Source organism: Pseudomonas sp. B21-059, assembly GCF_026016285.1.
In the GTDB taxonomy this organism is placed as follows: Bacteria; Pseudomonadota; Gammaproteobacteria; order Pseudomonadales; family Pseudomonadaceae; genus Aquipseudomonas; species Aquipseudomonas danubii.
On sequence record NZ_CP087201.1, the window covers coordinates 340,908 to 360,512 of the forward strand.

Genomic DNA, 19,605 nt, shown 5'->3' on the forward strand with positions numbered 1-19,605 from the left:
CCCAACGCCTGTGGCCAAGAGCCATATTTAAGAATAATAAAAGGCCCGCCGCGATCACCCGCGGTCGGGCTTTTTTGTTTCGACGGTAGAAGAGCGTTCAAACGCCATAGCCGAAAGAGCTCACAGCGCGTCATCAAACCGTAATAAGGAAAATAAAATGTCGAAACAGCGGATCTGCTTGATTGCACTGGGGATTTTGAGCGCTACACAGGCCATGGCCGACGGCCAGGCCGATGCCAAGGGCTTCGTCGAAGACAGCAGCCTGAAAGTGCTGCTGCGCAACGCCTACATCAACCGTGACTACAAAGACGGTAACAAGGACAAGGCCGAGTGGGGCCAGGCTGCCATCGGCACCTTCTCCTCGGGTTTCACCCAGGGCACCGTGGGCGTGGGCGTTGACGCCTTCGGCCTGTACGCACTGCGCCTGGACGGCGGCAAGGGCCGCAGCGGCGCTGGCGGTATCGACTTCTTCAAGCAAGGCGACAGCGGCAACGCCGCCGATGACTTGAGCAAGTTCGGTGCGGCGGTCAAGTTCCGCCTGTCCAACACTGTGCTGACCTACGGTGACCAGATGCCGGCCCTGCCGGTACTCAACTACGACAGCTCGCGTCTGCTGCCGGAAAGCTACACCGGCACCCTGATCACCTCCAAGGAGATCAAGGGCCTGGAGCTGAACGCCGGTCACTTCACCGCCGAATCGCGCAAGAGCGCCGAAGGCCGTGACAGCGGTGGTCTGAAGTCGATCAACGTATTGGGCGGTAGCTACCAGTTCACCGAACAGTTCAAGGGCGCGCTGTACGCTTCCGACGTCGAAGACGTGCTGAAGAAACAATACGTGAACCTGAACTACGTGTTCCCACTGGCCACCGATCAGTCCCTGACCCTGGACTTCAACGGTTACCGCACCAAGCTGGACAAATCCTTCGCCAAGGACCTCAACGCCGGCGGCCAGGACAACAAGATCTGGAGCCTGGCGGCGACCTTCGCCACTGGCCCGCACTCGTTCACCGTCGCCCATCAGCGCAGCACCGGCGACAGCCACCTGGGCTACGCCTATGGCGGTTATCAGAAGTCCGGCTATGTGGGTGATGGCGGCAACACCATCTACCTGGCCAACTCCTACTGGTCCGACTTCAACGCGGAAGACGAACGCAGCTGGCAACTGGGCTACGGTCTGGATTTCGGCGCCTTCGGCGTACCGGGCCTGACCTACAACGTGGCCTACGTGCGTGGCGACAACATCACCACCGTCAACAGCACGGGTGGCAGCGAGCGAGAAATCTTCAACCAGCTCAAGTACGTGGTGCAGAGCGGCCCGGCCAAGGACCTGAGCGTCAAAGTGCGCAGCTCGGTTCTGCGTGTGTCGCAGAAGTCGTATGAGTACAACAAAGGTGGCAACGAACTGCGTGTGTTCGTCGACTACCCGATCAACGTGTTCTGATGAGCGTTTGATCACCACCTGACTCTGGGTGGTTGTCGTGCAAAAAAGCCCCGACTGGTTCGGGGCTTTTTCATGTTCGGTTATCGCTTGCGGGGTTTTGCCAGAGAGGGCAGGTGGATGTTTTCGTACCACTGTCTTTTCAAGGCGTCGCCTTCGCGCTTGTAGGCAAACATTTCTTGCCAATGTTCACTGGCGAGCTGGAGCATTTTCCCTGGAATGTGTTCCGTCAGGTAGGTGAAGTAGCGCAGGTGGTGAGGGGCCAGAACCTTCATGAGCTTGTTGAGCTGTATGGTTTCCGCGTTTTCGCCAGTGTCTTTCAAGGCTTCATTCAAGATGAAGGTCGGGATCACCATGATGTAGGTGCCGGTAGCGCCCGTGAAGTCCGGAATACCGTCGTCGAGTTGGTAGAGGATATAAACGTAGAGGTCTGCCCAGCGTCGTTTGAGCTGATTACTGCTTAATTCCTTGCCATTGCGGGTCTGCATCCAGGCTGCCTTGGGAGACACCGGCAGCGCGGTTTTCAGTTTGTTGGCATAGGCCAGGTGACGAAGAGGTCGCTCTGTCTTGTCGACGAGCTTGGTTTTGACCTCCACCGCCCAGCCGTTCCAGGTGGTTCGGCAGAACCAGTCTTTGTCTTCGTTCAGGGGGTCAGTAGTGACCTTGCACGAATCCAGGAGCGGTTGCGGATAGCCAAAGTAAATATCCGCCACATCGCTTTCGCCATTGTCTTCGCTGACCGGGTCGAACAGCTTGTTGTGCAGGTAACCGTAAGGCCTACGGTTGGTCTCTGGCTTAAAGTCAGGGCTATGGGCCGGCGGATTGTTGCGCTCGAAGTCCTTGATCGCCGAAATGATGAATGACTCATACACCCGCCCGATCCAGCTGGGGTTGTTCTTGAGGATTTTCAGTAGTCTTTCTGACAGTTCCATCTGCGGGTGGTCCTTGGGGGCAGGGAGGTCTGGCCATGAATGGCCTGGTCACGGGGCACCGGGATTTTCGGCGAGTGGTTGGTCGATATCAATCTTGCTACAGTCCGCGGCTCCTTCCTGTCACGGATGATTTCGATGTTCCGTACCCTGTTATCCGGCCTGTGCCTGCTGAGCGTCGCCAGCATCGCCCTCGGCCAGCCAGCGACTGCATCCGTGCAGTTGCTCAGCCAGTTCTCACGCTGCGATGCGCAGTTTTTCCAGAGCCTGAACACCGCCCAACTGCCGGCCGCGACCTTGACCGTGGCCAAGTACGGCGCGGTGAGTGCGCCCAAGGTCCTGAACCCCTTGCAGGAAGGCGGACGCTACCAGGCGTTCGAACAGCCGCTGCTGGTCAACGGCGTGCGCCTGGTGGGTTACTACAACGAGGCCCAGTCGCTGAAATCGGTGGGTAACCTGCTGTTCTGGGGGTTTATTGCCGAGGGTGAGCCCCGTGAAGTGGCCGCAGCGCTCAAACCTCTGCTGGTGGACAACCACCGCCTGAAGGCAGACCGCAGCGCCATGGTCCGGGTGGAGATCCGCCGGGTGGGCGACCCTATCGACAGCTGGCGCACCGAAGGTCTGGTCGGCGGCGGCGTGGCCACGCCGTTCGGTTTCGTCGAGCGGGTATTGAGCATCGACAAAGGCATCGCCAGCGCGCCGATCTCAGGTCGCACCACGATCTTCTGCAGCCTGCAGGGCACGGTTACCGCGCCACTGCTGCAGGTCTATCGCCCTGACCTCAACGCTCACCTGCTGGATTGAAAAACATGCCTTCATTATCTGTTCGCGGGTCGATCCTGCTGCTGTGCATTCTGGCTGTCACCGGCTGCGCCAGCCTGCAGAGCCAGGACCAGATCAACTACGCCCATTGCCGCCTGGTGGGCCAGGCCTCCAAGGCCGAGAAGTTCGATGTGGTGCTGCAAGAGGCCGACCTGTGCCTGTCGAAAAACCAACTGTCCAAGCCGATGCAGAGCCTGGTGTACTGGCTGAAGTCCGACGCCTACGCCAGCTTCAAGCGTTACCCGGAAGCCATCAGCGCCAAGGAAAAATCCATCGAGCTGGGCCCCAAACCCGATGCCCGTGCGGTGCTGGACCTGAGCCGTCTTTATCGTGAGTCGGGCAACCCGCAAAAGGCCCTGGAACTGGTGCAGTCCAACCTCGACGCCAACCTGGGCGAGGCGGGCAAGGGCACCGGCTTCAACATGCCGACCTACTACCACCTGGGCCAGACCCTCTACGACCTGGGCCAATACCGTGAGGCGGCTGAAGCCTACAGCGCCGGCCTGCTGAAGCAGCCGGACTACGCCTGGGCCTTCTACCACCGGGGTTTGGCCTACGAAAAACTGGGCCTGACCGACGATGCCCGCGCCGACTTTACCCAGTTCGCCAAGCGGGTGGACCAGAAGTACGTCGAACCGCAGCACCAGGCCAAACTGGCCGAATACAAGATCAGCCTGCCCTGAGCAGAGCCTTGCCGACGCAATGAAAAAGGCTCGCCGTATGGCGAGCCTTTTTGTTCAGCAACCTTGCCCGTCAGTCATCCGGATTGATCGCGAACTTCAGCTGATCGCCTTCCAGGTACACCACCGCCTCGCGTCCATGGATGTCCACAGGACGGGCTGAAATCGCCTCATGCTCCGGGACGATCTTGGACAGCACCTTGTGCTGCACGTCGACCCGCCAGATACAGGCCCGCGGCCCTTCGTTATCGAAGTACATCACCGGGCGGGTTTCGCTCCAGGTGGGATTGACGATGCTCCAGCCGGCTTCGACCTCATTGTGCTCGGTGACGTTCTCGGAGTAGGTGTTGTTGCTCTGCCGGTCGTAGTCCAGGGACAGGCTGTAGTTCTCCTGATTCAGATCCTGGCCGACCCGCGCCCGGGCATGGCGCAGGGTGTTGGAGAGCGACTGGAACAGCTGCTGGCTGGCTTCGGGAGCACTGCGCGAGCCCAGGCGATAGCGCATGCCTTGCTGCAGTTCGCCGCCGCTGCGCTGGCGGTAGTAAAACACCCCGTCGACGATGCCGGCGAAGCGCTGGCCCTGATCGTTGGACCCCGGAGAGGCCCAGCCGACAAAGCCGATATCCCGGGCAATGGGATGCAGGCCGGGCTGGTCATCGGCATATTCGTAGAGGGTGCCGACATAGCCTTCCCGCCCCCTCTGGTACTGACCGACGAACAGCACCACATGCAGCACGCCATCCAGCACCTGGGCGTCGACGATCTGCTGATCGCCTTGCGCTGGAGCGGCGGTGAACTTGGCCAGGGTGAAACGCTGCCAGTCATCAGGGTCCTGCAGGCGGTACTGACGGGTGGGGTCCATTGGCAGCAGCTCGCCTTTGCCGGGAGCCGGAGGGATCGGCAACAGCGTGAGCATTTTCACCTGGGCCCGATAGGCCGACTCCAGGCAGTCGCTGTCGATGCAGGTGTCGCGTACTTCCCGCAGCCACTGGGTTTGCAACAAGCGAAACACCTGCAGGTGCTTGAGCTCCTTATAGCGGCGGTTCAACTCATCGTCCTTGGCGGACAGGGTCGGCGTATCGCAGACGGTTTTCTCCACCCGGGTAGAGGCCTTGGCGCAGTCGAAACCGGCGGCCTGCAACTGGGGCATGAATACAGCCAGGGCCAGGCCCGTGGCGGCAAGCGACAGCAGAGGAAACTTCATCAAAACATCCTTGTAGGCAAACGAGCTTGAATCAGGGGGAAGGGAAGGTCTGCAGATAGGCCAGCAGATTATCGATTTTTTCTTCATCGCTCAGCCCCCAGAAAATCATCCGCGTACCGGGCACCACGGCTTTTGGGTCTTCCAGGTACTGGATGAGTTTGTCCCGGGTCCAGACGATGCCCGACGACTTCATGGCCGTTGAGTATTGATAGTCCGTGGCACTGCCTGCTGGCCGGTCGATGATGCCGTTGAGCTGCGGCCCGAACGAACTGCGCACCGAAGGCCCGATATTGTGGCAGCCGCTGCACAAGCGCTTGAACAGCTTGCCACCGGCTTCGGCATCGCCGGCCAGGGCCGGAGCGCTGAACAGCAGGGAGTGGAGCAACAGGGTCAGGATCGATAGGGAAATGGGCTTCATGGGCGGCCTGTGTACAACGGGAACGGCGGGTATTGGAGCATGAAGTGCGGTGATTTGGGGATGTTGCGGTGATCCAATTCATTGGTTTCGGTAACAGTGCTTCAGCTCGATTTCGATACGTGCTGTTGGTCAGCCACGGCTCTGCCTTAGCGATGCGATGCGAAATTTTATGAGTGATCGAAGGCGCAGGAGGGCAGTGGCTTTATGTGTCGGCAAAATCTGCGTTTCTGGTGAATGAGCAGACAACGTTCACAAGAAAGCAGGCTTTTGAGTGCATGACGAGACGCTCAAGAAAAATGTGCAGGCCAGGAAGCGAAAGCGTAGGTGTGGACAATTTGTGGACGCTCTCACGACATGACGTGAGGCTTTTCGGAAGTACGGAAACAACAAAGCCCCTGCATTTCTGCAGGGGCTTTGTTTTGTATGGTGCCGGCACCAGGAGTCGAACCCGGGACCTACTGATTACAAGTCAGTTGCTCTACCAACTGAGCTATACCGGCGTGTTAGGGCGACGATTATAGCGATTGGCGGGGTTCTGTAAACCCCTGAAATCTGACTATTTTTGCGTGGGCCTATGCGGGCTCTATACCTAGCGTTCCCAGGCACTCTGGGGCTCGAGCGCGAGGAGGCTTTGAATCATCGGCGGATAGCCGATGATTCAGTGCAGACGGCCCCCACTCGGCCGATAGCCTGCTCAGCCGCTCATACCGCTTCAGACAAAGGAAAGATCAGTCACGAAACCTGGAAATATTCCCTTGCTGGCGCTGCTGTCGTTGCTCGGCGCCTGTAGCGTCAAGTCGGTGGAGCCTTATTCGGAGCCGCCCCTGGGTGTGCCGACGGCGCAGTTGCGGGTGATCACCAATGGCGAGGTGCGCGGTGAGGTCTATGCCGGTTGCCAGGGTGACAGCAAGCGCTTGGCCAAGGCCGGGCGCTTCGGCAGCGATCAACAGGCGAACATCAACTATCCGCAGTTTCCACTGCCGCCAAGGCAGATCGACATGCTGCCGCGTTTCGCGCCGAAGCTGCCGTCCTACGTGGGGGCAACCCTGCCGCTGGCGGTCCCGTCCAGGCCTCCAGCGGAGCGGCGTTGCCCCGGTCAGTGAGTGTCCCTGGCCGGGGGTTAGCCGGCCAGGGAGCTTTTGCCTAGGCCTCCCAGCCCGCGTCACGTACTGCTTGCTGGACCAACGGATGCAGCTGTGCGCCTTGCTGCTCGGTCTGCCAGGCCAGCAGTTCCTTGCGCATGGCCGGGGTCCAGAACATCTGCATGTGATTGCGCACGCTGAGCACCGCCTGCGCCTGATCCGGCTCGTTGGCAAAATACGCGGCGATCTGGTTGGCCATCTTGATCAGGTTGGCGGTACTCATCGACGCACCTCCGCCTTGCCGCCCCGGGACCGGCCGCGCTTGTCCAGCAGACTCTGCTGTTCTTCACTGAAGGCCTGGTAGCGCTTCTGCCATTCGGAAGGGTGGTAGACGCGGCTGACTTCCACCGCCGTGACCTTGTACTCCGGACAGTTGGTGGCCCAGTCGGAGTTGTCGGTGGTGATCACGTTGGCCCCCGATTCGGGGAAGTGGAAGGTGGTGTAGACCACCCCCGGCGCTACCCGCTCGGTAACCCGGGCCCGCAGCACGGTCTGCCCGGCGCGGCTGCCGATGCCCACCCAGTCGCCTTCATTGATGCCCCGGCTCTCGGCGTCGGTGGGGTGGATTTCCAGACGGTCCTCAGCGTGCCAGGCAACGTTGTCGGTACGCCGGGTCTGGGCGCCGACGTTGTACTGGCTGAGGATGCGGCCGGTGGTCAGCAGCAGCGGGTAGCGGCCGTTGACCTTTTCGTCGGTGGGCACGTAGCCGGTGAGCATGAAACGGCCCTTGCCGCGCACGAACTCGTCGATGTGCATGGTTGGCGTACCGTCCGGCGCGGCGTCGTTGCACGGCCATTGCAGACTGCCGTGGCGGTCCAGGCTGGCGTAGCTGACACCGGTGAAGGTCGGGGTCAGGCGGGCGATCTCATCCATGATTTCCGAGGGATGGTTGTAGTGCATCGGGTAGCCCAGGGCCGCGGCCAGGGCCAGGGTGCCTTCCCAGTCGGCCTTGCCGCCCAGGGGCTCCATGACCTTGCGCACCCGGGAGATGCGCCGTTCGGCGTTGGTGAAGGTGCCGTCCTTTTCCAGGAACGAGGAGCCCGGCAGGAACACGTGGGCGAACTTGGCGGTTTCGTTGAGGAAGATGTCCTGCACCACCACGCATTCCATGGCCGACAGGGCCGCGGTCACGTGCTGGGTGTTGGGGTCGCTCTGGGCGATGTCCTCGCCCTGGCAGTACAGGCCCTTGAAGCTGCCGCCCAGGGCCGCTTCGAACATGTTGGGAATGCGCAGCCCGGGGTCGGCTTGCAGGGTGACGTTCCAGGCCTGCTCGAACTCCTGGCGCACCGCCTGGTTGGAGATGTGCCGGTAGCCCGGCAGCTCGTGGGGGAAGGAGCCCATGTCGCAGGAACCCTGGACGTTGTTCTGCCCCCGCAGCGGGTTCACCCCGACCCCTTCGCGGCCGATGTTGCCGGTGGCCATGGCCAGGTTGGCGATGCCCATCACCGCGGTGCTGCCCTGGCTGTGTTCGGTGACGCCCAGGCCGTAGTAGATCGCCGCGTTGCCGCCGGTGGCGTACAGACGCGCGGCGGTGCGAATGTCGGCGGCGGGCACGCCACAGATCGCGCTGAGCACTTCCGGAGAGTTGTCGGCGCGGCTGACGAAGGCGCTCCACTGGGCGAAGGCTTCCGGCTCGCAGCGGGCGGCGACGAACTCTTGATTGACCAGCCCTTCGGTGACGATCACATGGGCCAGGGCATTGAGCATGGCCACGTTGGTGCCCGGACGCAGGGCCAGGTGCAACTCGGCGCGGGCGTGCACCGCGTCCACCAGGTCGATGCGCCGTGGGTCGATGACGATCAGCTTGGCCCCTTCACGCAGGCGCCGTTTGAGCTGGGAGCCGAACACCGGGTGGGCGTCGCTGGGGTTGGCACCCATCACCAGGATCACGTCGGCCTGCATCACCGAGTCGAAGCTCTGGGTCCCGGCGGATTCCCCCAGGGTCTGCTTGAGGCCGTAGCCGGTGGGCGAGTGGCAGACCCGGGCGCAGGTGTCGACGTTGTTGTTGCCAAAGGCCGCCCGCACCAGCTTCTGTACCAGGTAGGTTTCTTCGTTGGTGCAGCGGCTGGAGGTGATGCCGCCGATGGAGTCGCGGCCGTACTTGAACTGGATGCGCCGCAGCTCACTGGCGGCGTAGGTCACCGCCTCGTCCCAGCTGACTTCCTGCCACGGGTCGTTGATGTGCTTGCGGATCATCGGCTTGGTGATGCGATCCGGGTGAGTGGCGTAGCCCCAGGCGAAGCGGCCCTTGACGCAGGAATGGCCGTGGTTGGCCTGGCCGTTCTTGTCCGGAACCATGCGCACCAGTTGCTCGCCCTTCATCTCGGCGCGGAACGAGCAGCCCACCCCGCAGTAGGCGCAGGTGGTGATCACTGCCCGCTCCGGCTGGCCCATTTCCACCACGCTTTTTTCCATCAGGGTCGCCGTCGGGCAGGCCTGCACGCAGGCGCCGCAGGACACGCATTCGGAGTCCAGGAAGTTGTCGCCACCGGCCGCCGCGACCCGGGACTCGAAGCCGCGGCCGCTGATGGTCAGGGCGAAGGTGCCCTGGGTTTCCTCGCAGGCGCGCACGCAGCGGTTGCAGACGATGCACTTGCTGGGGTCGTAGTCGAAGTAGGGGTTGGAGCTGTCTTTCTGATCGTCCAGGTGGTTGGCGCCGTCATAGCCGTAGCGCACTTCCCGCAGGCCCACCTGGCCGGCCACGGTCTGCAGTTCGCAGTTGCCATTGGCCGAGCAGGTCAGGCAGTCCAGCGGGTGGTCGGAGATGTACAGCTCCATCACGTTGCGCCGCAGAGTCGCCAGCTTCGGCGTTTGGGTATGCACCACCATGCCTTCGCTGACCGGGGTGGTGCAGGAGGCCGGGTAGCCGCGCATGCCGTCGATTTCCACCAGGCACATGCGGCACGAGCCGAAGGCTTCCAGGCTGTCGGTGGCGCAGAGTTTGGGAATGGTGGTGCCCATCAGCGCCGCGGCGCGCATCACCGAGGTGCCCTGGGGCACGCTGATGCTGCGCCCGTCGATGTTCAGGCTGACTTGCACCTGGCTGTCGCGGGCCGGGGTGCCGAAGTCCACGGCGTTGAGGTCGATGTCTGTGGCAGGGTCGAAAATACTGATCATTGGTCGGCCTCCGAGGGCTGCAGACCGAAGTCGGCGGGAAAGTGCTTCAGGGCGCTGGCCACCGGGTAGGAGGTCATCCCGCCCAGGGCGCACAGCGAACCGTATTGCAGGGTGTCGCACAGGTCTTTGAGAATCAGCGCCTGCTCGTCGCGGCGGCCTTGATCGGGGGCTGCCAGCAGGCGGTCGATGACCTCTACGCCGCGGGTCGAGCCGATGCGGCACGGGGTGCATTTGCCGCAGGATTCCTCGGCGCAGAATTGCAGGGCGAAGCGCGCCATGTGGGCCATGTCCAGGCTGTCATCGGCCACCACCACGCCGCCGTGGCCGAGCATCGCGCCCATGGCGGCGAAGGCTTCGTAATCCAGCGGTGTATCGAACTGCGCCGGTGGCACCCAGGCGCCCAGCGGGCCGCCCACTTGCGCAGCCTTCAGCGGCCGGCCGCTGGCGGTGCCGCCGCCGTAGCCTTCCACCAGCTCGCGCAGGGTCAGGCCGAAGGCCCGTTCCACCAGGCCACTGTGACGCACATTGCCCGCCAGTTGGAAGGGCATGGTGCCCAGGGAGCGGCCCATGCCGTAGTCGCGATAGAACGCCGCGCCCTTTTCCAGGATCAGCGGCACCGAGGCCAGGGTCAGCACGTTGTGCACCAGGGTAGGCTGGCCGAACAGGCCTTGCAGCGCCGGGATCGGTGGCTTGGCGCGAACGATGCCGCGCTTGCCTTCCAGGGAGTCCAGCAGCGCGGTTTCCTCGCCACAGATATAGGCCCCGGCGCCGACCCGTACCTCCATGTCGAACGCCTGGCCGCTACCGCCGGCATTGGCCCCGAGGTAACCGGCATCCCGGGCGATGTCCAGAGCCTCGCGCAGGGTTGCCACCGCCTGGGGATATTCCGAGCGCACGTAGATGTAGCCGTAGCTGGCGCCGACTGCGATACCGGCAATGGCCATGCCTTCGATCAGCAGGAACGGGTCGCCTTCCATCAGCATGCGGTCGGCGAAGGTGCCGGAGTCGCCTTCGTCGGCGTTGCACACCACGTACTTTTGCTGCGGCGGCGTGTCGCGCACGGTGCGCCATTTGATCCCGGCGGGAAACGCCGCGCCGCCGCGGCCGCGCAGGCCGGAGTCGAGCACCGCGGCCACGGTCTGCTCACCGCCCAGGGCGATGGCGCGGCTCAGGCCCTCGAAGCCGCCGTGGGCCCGATAGTCCGCCAGGGACAGCGGCCGGGTGATACCGGCGCGGGCGAACAGCAGGCGTTGCTGGCTCTTCAGGTAGGGCAGGTCTTCGACTCGGCCCAGGGCCAGGGGATGGCTGGTGGGGGCGTCTTGCAGGGCTTTCAGCAGCGAGGGCACGTCGGCGACGCTCACCGGGCCGAAGCCCAGGCGTCCGTCCGGGGTATCGACTTCCAGCAATGGTTCCAGCCAGTACAGGCCTCGGGAGCTGGTGCGTTGCAGTTGCAGCGGCAGTTGGTGCTGCTCGGCCTGGGCGGCGATGGCGTCGGCCACCGCGTCGGCGCCCACGGCCCGGGCCAGGGAATCACAGGGCAGATAGAGGCTAGGCATCACGCGTCCTCCCGGCAACTGTCCAGCAGCGCGTCCAGGTGTTCGGCGCTGACTCGGGCATGCAACTGTCCATCCAGCTCCAGGGCCGGCGAGCAGGCACAGGCTCCCAGGCAGTACACCGGCCGCAGGCTGATGGAACCGTCGGCGCTGCTGCCGTGGTCATCCAGTTGCAGGCGTGCGCGCAGTTGCGCCGCCAGTTGCTCGGCGCCGCGGCTCTGGCAGGACTCGGCACGGCACAGGCGCAGGATGTGCCGCGCCGGTGGCGCGGTACGAAAATCATGGTAGAAGCTGATCACCCCGCGCACTTCCGCCTGGCTCTGATTGAGCGCATGGGCGATGTCGGGGACGGCCAGATCGGGGATGTAGCCGAGCTCTTCCTGAATCTGATGGAGAATCGGCAACAGCGCACCCGGGGAGCCTTTGTGACGCTCCAGCAGGGTGTGGATCAACGGCAGATGCAGTGTTTCATCAGGCATACAGCAATTCCTCACGGTCACGGACGAACCTGGTGGTTGTCGGCTGTCCGAAAGTGTCGGCTGCGGCACTGGTTGCCACGTCACGGTAGCGCGGCGTTTCAGGCCGTTGGCCATGCACCCTGAATGGGTATCTTGTTGTACCCGGTACGGTCGTTGCCGCACCTGTTCAGGGCATAAAGGGCAGCTTGACACGCTGCCTCTGATTGAACCGCACGAAAGCGACCCGTTCGGTTCCGAATACGACCACCCATCGAGTCTAGAAGAGCCCGGGCAAGCCGTTGGAGCGAGCTGCGCACTATCGGATAAAACGCGGGGGGCGAGGCATGACGTCGGTCAGCTAGAAGGCGATTAGGCTCTGTACGAAAAGATTTGAGACGAAGGTCAGGCAAGGCGAAAACGGTCGAGGAACGGCCGGGGTCGCGTTCGACTTTACGGGTTGTAAATGAGCATTCCGATCAGACTCGCGCACGAGACCGTTTTCAACGCAGCATCACCGAGTATCAAGGCTTTTCGTACAAAGCCTAGTCACGAGCGCGAAAGAAGGGGTGGCGAGCGAGCAAGCTCCCTCGCCACAGGGGCCTGTCAGGTGCGGGCGCGGCGCTGGGCGGCGTACTGCAAGGCCAGGCGGCCCATGAGCACCAGCAGGGTCAGGCCGATCAGCAGCACCGAGATCGCCGCCACGCTGGGGTCGACGTTGTCCCGCAGGCCGCTCCAGATCCGCCGGGGCAGGGTGTTGACGTCGACGCTGGTGATGAACAGGGTCACCGCCACCTCCTCCCAGGACAGGGCAAAGCTCAGCAGCGCAGTGGAGAAGATCCCCAGCTTGAGGTTGGGCAGCATCACCAGGAAGGTGGTCTGCATCAGGCTCGCTCCCAGGTTGCGCGAGGCCAGCTCGATGCGCCGGTCCACCTGGCTCAGGGCCACCAGCATGGTCACCACGCCGTAGGGCACCACCATCACCACGTGGGCGATCACCACCCCGGGCAGGGTGTCGTAGCCCCAGCCCGGGGCGATGCGCCCCAGGTTGGTTTCCATGAAATACAGCACCAGCGCCGAGATCACCGGCGGAATGGCCATGGGCAGCAGCACCAGACCGATCAGCAAGGTCGCCAGGCGCGAGCGCAGGTACCAGATGCCGAGGCTGAAGCTCACCGCCAGTACGGTGGCGATCAGGCTGGTGGCGCTGGCAATCGCCAGGCTCTGGCCGATGCTCGACAACCAGTCGGGGTTGCTCAGCAGCGCCTCGTAGTGACGCAGCGACCAGTTGCCGTCCGGCATCGACAGGTAGCGCTTGGCGGTGAACGACACCGGGATCACCGTCAGCAGCGGGAACAGCATGAAGGCCATGGCGACCACGGCGATCAAGCGGGTACTCAGGGCAGTGCGATGTGTATTCATAGTGACCTCAACCCACCAGTCGATTGACACGGGTGATGCGCAGCAGCAGCCAGATCAGCGCGCTGACCAGGGTCAGCAGCACCAGGCTCAGGGCCGCGCCCAGGCCCCAGTTGCTGGTCTGGAACATCTGCAGGAACACGTACTCGGCGATCATCACCGTCTGCCCGCCGCCCAGCAGCACCGGGGTGATGAAGAAGCCCAGGCAGAACACGAAGACCATGATGAAGGCCCCCAGCAGCCCTGGCAGAGTCTGGGGCAGCAGCACTTGCCAGAAGGTCCGCAGCGCGCCGGCCCCCAGTCCGCGGGAGGCCAGCAGCACCCGTTGATCCAGCTGGCGCATGCTCGACAGCAGCGGGAACAGCGCATAGGGGATCATGAAGTGCAGCATGCCGATCACCACCCCCAGCTCGTTGCGGGTCAGCTGTAACGGATGATCGATCCAGCCCAGGGACAGCAGGCTGTCGTTGACCACGCCATTGCTGCGCAGGGCGATCAGCCAGCCGAAGGCCCGCACCAGCACCGAGATCCAGAACGGGATGAACACGCAGATCTCCACCATGCGCTGCCAGAACGGCGGGCTGAACACCCAGCAATAGGCCAGCAGGTAGCCGATCACCAGGGCCAGAAGGCTCACGGTCAGGCACAGGCGCAAGGTGCGCAGGAGCATGTCGTGGATCGCCGGGTCCGTGGCAATGCGCTGGTATTGCTCGATCCCGGGCTCGGGCAGGGTGAAGCTCCAGCTCACCACGCCGAAGAACGGCAGCAGGTAGAACACCACCAGCAGCAACGGCAGGGGAAACAGCAGCAGGCTGCGTTCCAGGCGTGCGGTTCGGGTTGCACTCATGGTCGACGGCTCACTTGGACAGGTGGGTCAGGTACTGCTCCAGGGTGCTGGAGTAGTGGTCGGCGTACCACTGGGTGTTGAGGAAGATCTGCTTCTTCATGTTGGCTTCGGAGGCGCAGTTGATCTCCCGCTGTTCGGCGCTCATCAACTGCTGGGTGGCGGCGTTGGACGGGCCATTGCCCAAGGCTTCGAACAGCTTCAGCTGCCCGGCGGGCTGCAAGGCGTGCTGGATGAACTGCATGGCCGGCGCGGCGCCTGCCGGGTTGTCCTTGAGCACGCCCCAACTGCTGGCGTTGAGGAAGGCATGGTCGAAGCCCCACTGGATGCGGCCCTCGCTGTCCTCGTGGAGCAGGGTGGCGCGGGTGTGCCAGATGGCGCCCATGGAGGCTTCGCCTTCGATCATCAGCTGCTGGCTTTCGGCGCCCGAGCCCCAGAACGACAGGACGTGGGGCTTGAGCTCATCGATCTTGCGCAAGGCCCGAGGCACGTCCAGCGGGTACAGCTGGTCAGCGGCCACGCCGTCGGCCAGCAGCGCGGCTTCGAGCATGCCGTTCATCCACTTGTAGAGGGTGCGCTTGCCGGGGAATTGCTCCACGTTCCAGAAATCGGCCCAGTTCTTGGGGCCGTTGTTGCCGTATTTCTGGCTGTCCCAGGCGATCACGTAGCTGAACAGGTAGCCGGCGACGCCGTGTTCGTGGGACAGCTCCGGGGCCACCAGATCCCGCTGCACCACGCTGTAGTCCAGGGGCTGGAGGACCTTGTCGCGGCCCAGGGTCATGGCGCTGTAGCTGTCCACATCCACCACGTCCCAGCTCGGCCGGCCGCTGGCCAGCTGTGAGCGGATCGCCCCTTCGGTGGGGCCGGCGCCGTCGATGCGCACCGGGATGCCGGTGCTCTGGGTGAAGCTGTCGGTCCAGGCGCTGCGGAAGGCGTTGAGCGCGTCGCCGCCCCAGTTGACTACCACCAGCGGTTTGTCCGCCGCCCAACTGATGCCACTGCGCAGCGCCAGGGGCACTGCGGCCAGCAGGCCCATGGCCTGGATAAAGGTGCGGCGGCTGACCTGCCCGCCACGGGCTTTTTCGATGAGGATTTCGATGCAGTCGCGTTGATGGTGCTGGCTCATGGGGCAAGTCCTCGCGAGGCCGATGCGCCAGGCGCCGGCCGATAGTGTGATTGGCTTTCTACGCAAACGCTCGACAGCGAGCGTGGTCGGCTCAGGCTTCCAGCAGGAAGCTGTGGCGCACCGGCCAGCTCAGCCACACCGGGGTGCCACTGGGCAATCGGGCGCCGGGGTGATCGCCGGGCACCGAGAGGTTGACCGGTGCCAGTTCCGGGCTGATGTTCAGCGCCAGGTGGGTGCTGGAGCCCTGGTAGACCCGCTCGCCAAGGCAGGCGGGCAGCACGTTGTGTTCGCCGGCTTGCGGGCGCTCGGTGTGCAGGGTCATGTGTTCCGGACGCACCGCCAGCAACTGCGGCTGGTTGCTGATGTCCCCGGTCGTGGTGGCGTGCAGCGGGCTGTCGCCAAAGCGCCCGCTGGCCTGGCCGCCGTTGCGGGAAAGGCCCTGCAGCGGGAACAGGTTCATCTTGCCGAGGAACTCGGCGACGAAGCGGTTTTTCGGCCGGTCGTAGATGGTTTCCGGGGTGTCGATCTGCGCCAGTCGTCCCTGGTTGAAGATGGCGATCCGGGTCGACAGGGCCAGGGCTTCACCCTGGTCGTGGGTGACGAAGACGAAGCTGGTGCCGACCTGGCGGTGAATGCGCTGCAGCTCGGTCTGCAGTTGCTCGCGCAGGTTCTTGTCCAGGGCCGACAGCGGCTCGTCCAGCAGCAACATGTCCGGTTCGAACACCAGGGCCCGGGCAATGGCCACGCGCTGTTGCTGACCACCGGAAAGCTCGGAAGGCTTCTTGTGCAGGTGAGCCCCCAGGCCCACCACCTCGAGGATGTGCTTGACCCGGCGCTGGCGCTCCTCGGCCTTCACCCCACGAATGCGCAGCGGGTAGGCGACGTTGTCGGCCACGCTCATGTGCGGGAACAGGGCGTAGCCCTGGAACACCATGCCGTAGTTGCGTTTTTCCGCCGGGCGCCGGCTGATGTCGACGCCACGCTCCAGCAGCTTGCCGGCGCTGGGGCTGAGGAAGCCCGCGAGGATCATCAACAGGGTGGTCTTGCCTGAGCCGGAGGGGCCCAGCAGGGTGAGGAATTCGCCTTGGCGAACGTCCAGATCGATGCCGTCCAGGGCAGTGAAGTTGCCGTAATACTGGCTGATTCCTTGGGCGCTGAGTTGAGTCGAGGGGCTGCTGGACACTACAGAGATCTCCCGGAAACCCACCTGCACGATTGAGTTTTTATTGTGTGTGCAGCAGGTGGTGAACTCATTATTGTGAAAAGCAACGCCACATCAATGGAATAATTTTTGCCTCATTGGTGAGTGAAATTTCCCATTCGACCCGGCCTTCACGGCTCGCTCAGCGGGTTGTCGCTGATGCTTTGGGCACTGACCAGCAGCTGGTTTTTCAGCCAGTCGCTGAACGCCTGGACCGCCGGCCGTTCGGCCTTGGCCGGATCGATCACCAGGAAATAACCGCGCAGGGCGCTGATGCTGATGTCGAACGGGCGCACCAGCAGCCCCCGGGCCAGGGCGTCGCCGCTGAGCAGGTTGTCGCCGATGGCCACGCCCTGGGCGGCGATGCAGGCGGACTGCGCGCAATGGGCGTCGGAGAAGGTAATGCCACGGTCGGGGTTGACCTGACTGGCACCGGCGGCCGCCAGCCAGACCCGCCAGTCGCTGCTGTCGCTCATGTGGATCAACGGAAAGTCCTTGAGGTCCAGCGGGCTCTTCAAACCGCCGATGGCGTTGATCAGGCGCGGACTGCACACCGGTGAAAAGCGCAGGGTGACGATCTGCTCCACCAGCAGCCCCGGCCAGTCGCCGATGCCATAGGCGATAAACAGGTCGGCCTCGGCGTCGCTGGTGTCGTCCTGGGCACGAGGGCTGACCACTTGCAGCTGCACTTGGGGGTATTGGCGCAGGAAGCCGTTGATGTGGTTGCACAGCCAGAAACTGGCAAAGCCCGGGTTGCAGCTGATGCGCAATTTGCCCGACACCGCCTGGCCGTCGAAGCGCCGTCCAGCGTCCTGGATGTCCGCGAGGATGCGCCGCACTTCCCGGGCGTAGCACTCGCCCTGGTAGGTCAGGCCGATGCCGCGCCCGACCCGTTCGGTGAGGGCAAAACCCAGGCTCTGTTCCAGGCTGATGATCTGGTGGCTGATGGCGCTGCGGGTCAGGCTCAGTTGCTGGGCGGCGGCGGTCACGCTACCGAGCCGGGCCACGGCGTCGAGGGCGCGCAGGGCAGTGATCGAGGGATAGCGCATGCAAACTCCGGGTCAAGGAAACCTGTCTTCGAAGGGGGCCGGCCGGTACCTGGATGCTGCCCAGGCAGGACCCCGAGGAGGGGCCGGCCGCGTCGCAGTATGGGCCGCGACGGCGCCGAACTGGTCAATTTTCTTTGACATTGCTGGCGAAAAAATTCGATTGATGTCGCAGCCGCTTCACCAATACTGGACCTCGATCCGGGCCGCAACCGACCGGACCATCCCTATAACAACAAGAGGTCCTGCAGGTCTTGCACGGGTGCCGAGGCGTCCGGGCAGCGGCCGGCCGGAACCTGGATAACCAGGAGTGCCGCGCATGTCCCGCTACAAAGCATTCGCTCTCGATTGGGTTGAGCGCCACCGCCAGCAACTGTCGGACTGGCACCAGATCATCTGGCATTACGCCGAGCCGGCGTTCCGTGAATACAAGTCCTGTGCCTGGTATGTCGAACTGCTGGAGGCCGAGGGCTTCACCGTCGAGCGCGGCAGCGGCGGCATGCCCACGGCCTTCTGCGCCACCTTCACCCAGGGCCAGGGCCCGCTGCTGGCCACCTACGGCGAGTACGATGCGGTGCCCGGCAACTGCCAGGCGGCCACCACCCGCAAGCAGCCGCGCGATGGGTTGTCGCGCTTTGCGCCGGGGCACACTGACCCGCACTCGGCCCTGGGCATCAGTGCCCTCGGCGGGGCCCTGGCGGCCAAGGCGACCATGGTGGAATTCGGCCTGCAGGGCAGCATCAGGTTCTTCGGCGAGCCGGCGGAAAAACTCCGCGCCTCCAAGCCGGTCCACGCTGCCAAGGGCTACTACGACGACCTCGACGCGGCCATCAGCTTCCACCCCACCTACATGCTGCCGCTGAACAACACCACCACCTGGGACACGCACTGCGGCATTGCCTACGCCTACATCTACAGCTTCACCTGCGAGGACCCGCAGAACTGGATCGCCGCCGATCGTTACAGCCCGATTCCGCAGAACCACCTGGCGGCCCGAGCGCCGGGGGCCAACGACGCCCTGGTGCATTTCTACACCCTCAACGAAAGCCTGCGTCGCTCGACCCTGCCGTTCACCGGCCTGTGGAGCTACAACGAGGCGATTCTCACCGCCGGCCAGGCCACCGCCGACAACCTGCCGCCGCACCTGTCGCAGATCCAGTACCTGCTGCGTTGCGACTCCATCGAGCAGGCCGAAACCATCTCCCAGGTCATGGACAACAACGCTGCGGCGGCGGCCATGGCCACCGGCTGTCGCTGGAAAAAGACCTGGGTCTGCAAGTCCCGGGGCGGCCTGCCCAACCACGTCATGGCCCAGGCCACCTACGACAACCTGGCGGCAGTAGGGGCCCCGCAGTGGGACGAAGAAGCGCGGGAAATCGCACGCGAGATCCAGCGCAACCTCGGCCTTGAAGCCATGGACAAGCCCTTCCTGCCGGCCACCGAAGCCTTGATCGAGCCCCAGGAATGCGAACGCCAGATGCGCCTGCAAATGCCGGCCTGGCAGAACTACCTGACCTCCGACGACTACCCGGAATACACCTGGCACTGCCCGACCGTGCGCCTGCTGGTGGCCCGGCCGATGCTCAGCGCGCCGCCGGGCACGGTCTATCCGGACTGGGTGTCCAACGCCTTGGGCGGCATTCGCCAGACCATCGACCCGATGATCGAGGTCGCCGCCAAGACCATCGCCGCGACCCTGGTGGACCTGCTGACCGACGAGGCGTTGCTCAGCGCGGCCAAGGCCGAGTTCGTCGAGCGTACCGGCGGCGGCATCGGCGGCAGCCGCTGGCAGGCGCCGCTGCTGCCTGAGGACTTCAAGGTGCCCCATGATTTCCGTTGGCCGGAGTACATCAGCACCGCCCGGGGCGAAGAGTGGTGGATTCCAGCGCGGGCCGACGAGTAGCGGCAGCCGCTATCAGGCCCTTGCCTGAGGTCGCTCCAAGGCACTTGGGCGAGGGGCGTTATGCCCGTTCGCTCAGGTGTTTATGCACAACGGATGGGTTGCCAGGGCCGGGAACTGTCGAATTTGTGGAGCCGTTCTCATCTTTATGCAACTGGCTGTTTTTTCGGGATTTTATTTTGTGAACAAAAAATGACCAGTCCGAGAAAGTCCTCCAGCGCTATGCAATCCAAGGCTTTGCCAGAATTCCATCAACAGACTTATCCACAGGTCGCGACAGCCTGTCGCACGGCTCCACAGCCTGCTCATCG

The 19,605-nt window shown here is 63.7% G+C and carries 17 protein-coding genes and 1 tRNA gene; 5 read left to right on the forward strand and 13 right to left on the reverse strand.

Annotated elements, in window-relative coordinates; all coding sequences use genetic code 11:
- Nucleotides 1-157 precede the first annotated feature (157 nt).
- A complete protein-coding gene (locus LOY69_RS01560; protein WP_102882160.1) occupies nucleotides 158-1,441 on the forward strand; it encodes an OprD family porin in 1,284 nt (427 codons plus the stop codon).
- Between the two features lie 80 nt (nucleotides 1,442-1,521).
- Here the strand turns inward: LOY69_RS01560 and LOY69_RS01565 are convergent, their stop codons facing one another.
- On the reverse strand, nucleotides 1,522-2,370 hold the full coding sequence (locus tag LOY69_RS01565) for a hypothetical protein (RefSeq protein ID WP_102882159.1): 849 nt from the start codon (nucleotides 2,368-2,370) through the stop codon (nucleotides 1,522-1,524).
- Nucleotides 2,371-2,409: 39 nt separating this feature from the next.
- On the opposite strand from LOY69_RS01565, the gene LOY69_RS01570 reads away from it, so the two are divergent.
- A complete protein-coding gene (locus LOY69_RS01570) occupies nucleotides 2,410-3,171 on the forward strand; it encodes a hypothetical protein (protein WP_265074053.1) in 762 nt (253 codons plus the stop codon).
- A 5-nt stretch (nucleotides 3,172-3,176) separates the two neighbouring features.
- Nucleotides 3,177-3,872, forward strand: a complete 696-nt coding sequence (locus LOY69_RS01575) for a tetratricopeptide repeat protein (protein WP_265074054.1) — start codon at nucleotides 3,177-3,179, stop codon at nucleotides 3,870-3,872.
- A gap of 70 nt (nucleotides 3,873-3,942) precedes the next feature.
- Here LOY69_RS01575 and LOY69_RS01580 read toward each other — a convergent pair whose 3' ends face one another.
- The 3 genes from LOY69_RS01580 to LOY69_RS01590 all read right to left on the reverse strand — a co-directional run bounded on the left by LOY69_RS01580 (nucleotide 3,943) and on the right by LOY69_RS01590 (nucleotide 5,991).
- Nucleotides 3,943-5,073, reverse strand: coding sequence for a lysozyme inhibitor LprI family protein (locus tag LOY69_RS01580; RefSeq protein WP_170002019.1), 1,131 nt, complete (start codon nucleotides 5,071-5,073; stop codon nucleotides 3,943-3,945).
- 31 nt (nucleotides 5,074-5,104) lie between these two features.
- Nucleotides 5,105-5,491: a c-type cytochrome gene (locus LOY69_RS01585; RefSeq protein ID WP_110595342.1), complete on the reverse strand. Its 387-nt coding sequence runs from the start codon at nucleotides 5,489-5,491 to the stop codon at nucleotides 5,105-5,107.
- A 424-nt stretch (nucleotides 5,492-5,915) separates the two neighbouring features.
- Nucleotides 5,916-5,991, reverse strand: a tRNA-Thr gene (locus LOY69_RS01590).
- A 255-nt stretch (nucleotides 5,992-6,246) separates the two neighbouring features.
- Between LOY69_RS01590 and LOY69_RS01595 the strand changes: the two genes are divergently transcribed.
- Nucleotides 6,247-6,594, forward strand: coding sequence for a hypothetical protein (locus tag LOY69_RS01595; protein WP_265074055.1), 348 nt, complete (start codon nucleotides 6,247-6,249; stop codon nucleotides 6,592-6,594).
- 40 nt (nucleotides 6,595-6,634) lie between these two features.
- Here LOY69_RS01595 and LOY69_RS01600 read toward each other — a convergent pair whose 3' ends face one another.
- The 9 genes from LOY69_RS01600 to LOY69_RS01640 form a co-directional block, all read right to left on the reverse strand.
- Nucleotides 6,635-6,856 (reverse strand): formate dehydrogenase subunit delta, encoded by a 222-nt coding sequence (locus LOY69_RS01600; protein WP_265074056.1) that lies wholly within the window; start codon nucleotides 6,854-6,856, stop codon nucleotides 6,635-6,637.
- Entirely contained in the window at nucleotides 6,853-9,750 is a 2,898-nt protein-coding gene (fdhF, locus tag LOY69_RS01605; RefSeq protein ID WP_265074057.1) for a formate dehydrogenase subunit alpha, read from the reverse strand. The genes LOY69_RS01600 and fdhF overlap by 4 nt, the downstream gene beginning before the upstream one ends.
- The gene (locus LOY69_RS01610; RefSeq protein ID WP_265074058.1) at nucleotides 9,747-11,306 is read right to left on the reverse strand and encodes an NADH-ubiquinone oxidoreductase-F iron-sulfur binding region domain-containing protein; all 1,560 of its coding nucleotides are present in this window, start codon (nucleotides 11,304-11,306) and stop codon (nucleotides 9,747-9,749) included. The genes fdhF and LOY69_RS01610 overlap by 4 nt, the downstream gene beginning before the upstream one ends.
- Nucleotides 11,306-11,782, reverse strand: a complete 477-nt coding sequence (locus LOY69_RS01615) for a formate dehydrogenase subunit gamma (protein WP_110651103.1) — start codon at nucleotides 11,780-11,782, stop codon at nucleotides 11,306-11,308. The genes LOY69_RS01610 and LOY69_RS01615 overlap by 1 nt, the downstream gene beginning before the upstream one ends.
- Before the next feature lie 582 nt (nucleotides 11,783-12,364).
- Nucleotides 12,365-13,180 carry an ABC transporter permease gene (locus LOY69_RS01620; protein WP_115581401.1) on the reverse strand — a complete coding sequence of 272 codons (816 nt, stop codon included), beginning with the start codon at nucleotides 13,178-13,180 and terminating at the stop codon, nucleotides 12,365-12,367.
- 7 nt (nucleotides 13,181-13,187) lie between these two features.
- Nucleotides 13,188-14,024 carry an ABC transporter permease gene (locus LOY69_RS01625; RefSeq protein ID WP_102882151.1) on the reverse strand — a complete coding sequence of 279 codons (837 nt, stop codon included), beginning with the start codon at nucleotides 14,022-14,024 and terminating at the stop codon, nucleotides 13,188-13,190.
- A gap of 10 nt (nucleotides 14,025-14,034) precedes the next feature.
- Nucleotides 14,035-15,147, reverse strand: a complete 1,113-nt coding sequence (locus tag LOY69_RS01630; RefSeq protein ID WP_123391710.1) for an ABC transporter substrate-binding protein — start codon at nucleotides 15,145-15,147, stop codon at nucleotides 14,035-14,037.
- A 91-nt stretch (nucleotides 15,148-15,238) separates the two neighbouring features.
- Nucleotides 15,239-16,330, reverse strand: coding sequence for an ABC transporter ATP-binding protein (locus LOY69_RS01635; protein ID WP_213664576.1), 1,092 nt, complete (start codon nucleotides 16,328-16,330; stop codon nucleotides 15,239-15,241).
- Between the two features lie 149 nt (nucleotides 16,331-16,479).
- A complete protein-coding gene (locus LOY69_RS01640) occupies nucleotides 16,480-17,397 on the reverse strand; it encodes a LysR substrate-binding domain-containing protein (protein ID WP_110651095.1) in 918 nt (305 codons plus the stop codon).
- 316 nt (nucleotides 17,398-17,713) lie between these two features.
- Between LOY69_RS01640 and LOY69_RS01645 the strand changes: the two genes are divergently transcribed.
- Nucleotides 17,714-19,297 (forward strand): peptidase M20, encoded by a 1,584-nt coding sequence (locus tag LOY69_RS01645; protein WP_102862712.1) that lies wholly within the window; start codon nucleotides 17,714-17,716, stop codon nucleotides 19,295-19,297.
- The last annotated feature ends 308 nt before the right edge of the window (nucleotides 19,298-19,605 follow it).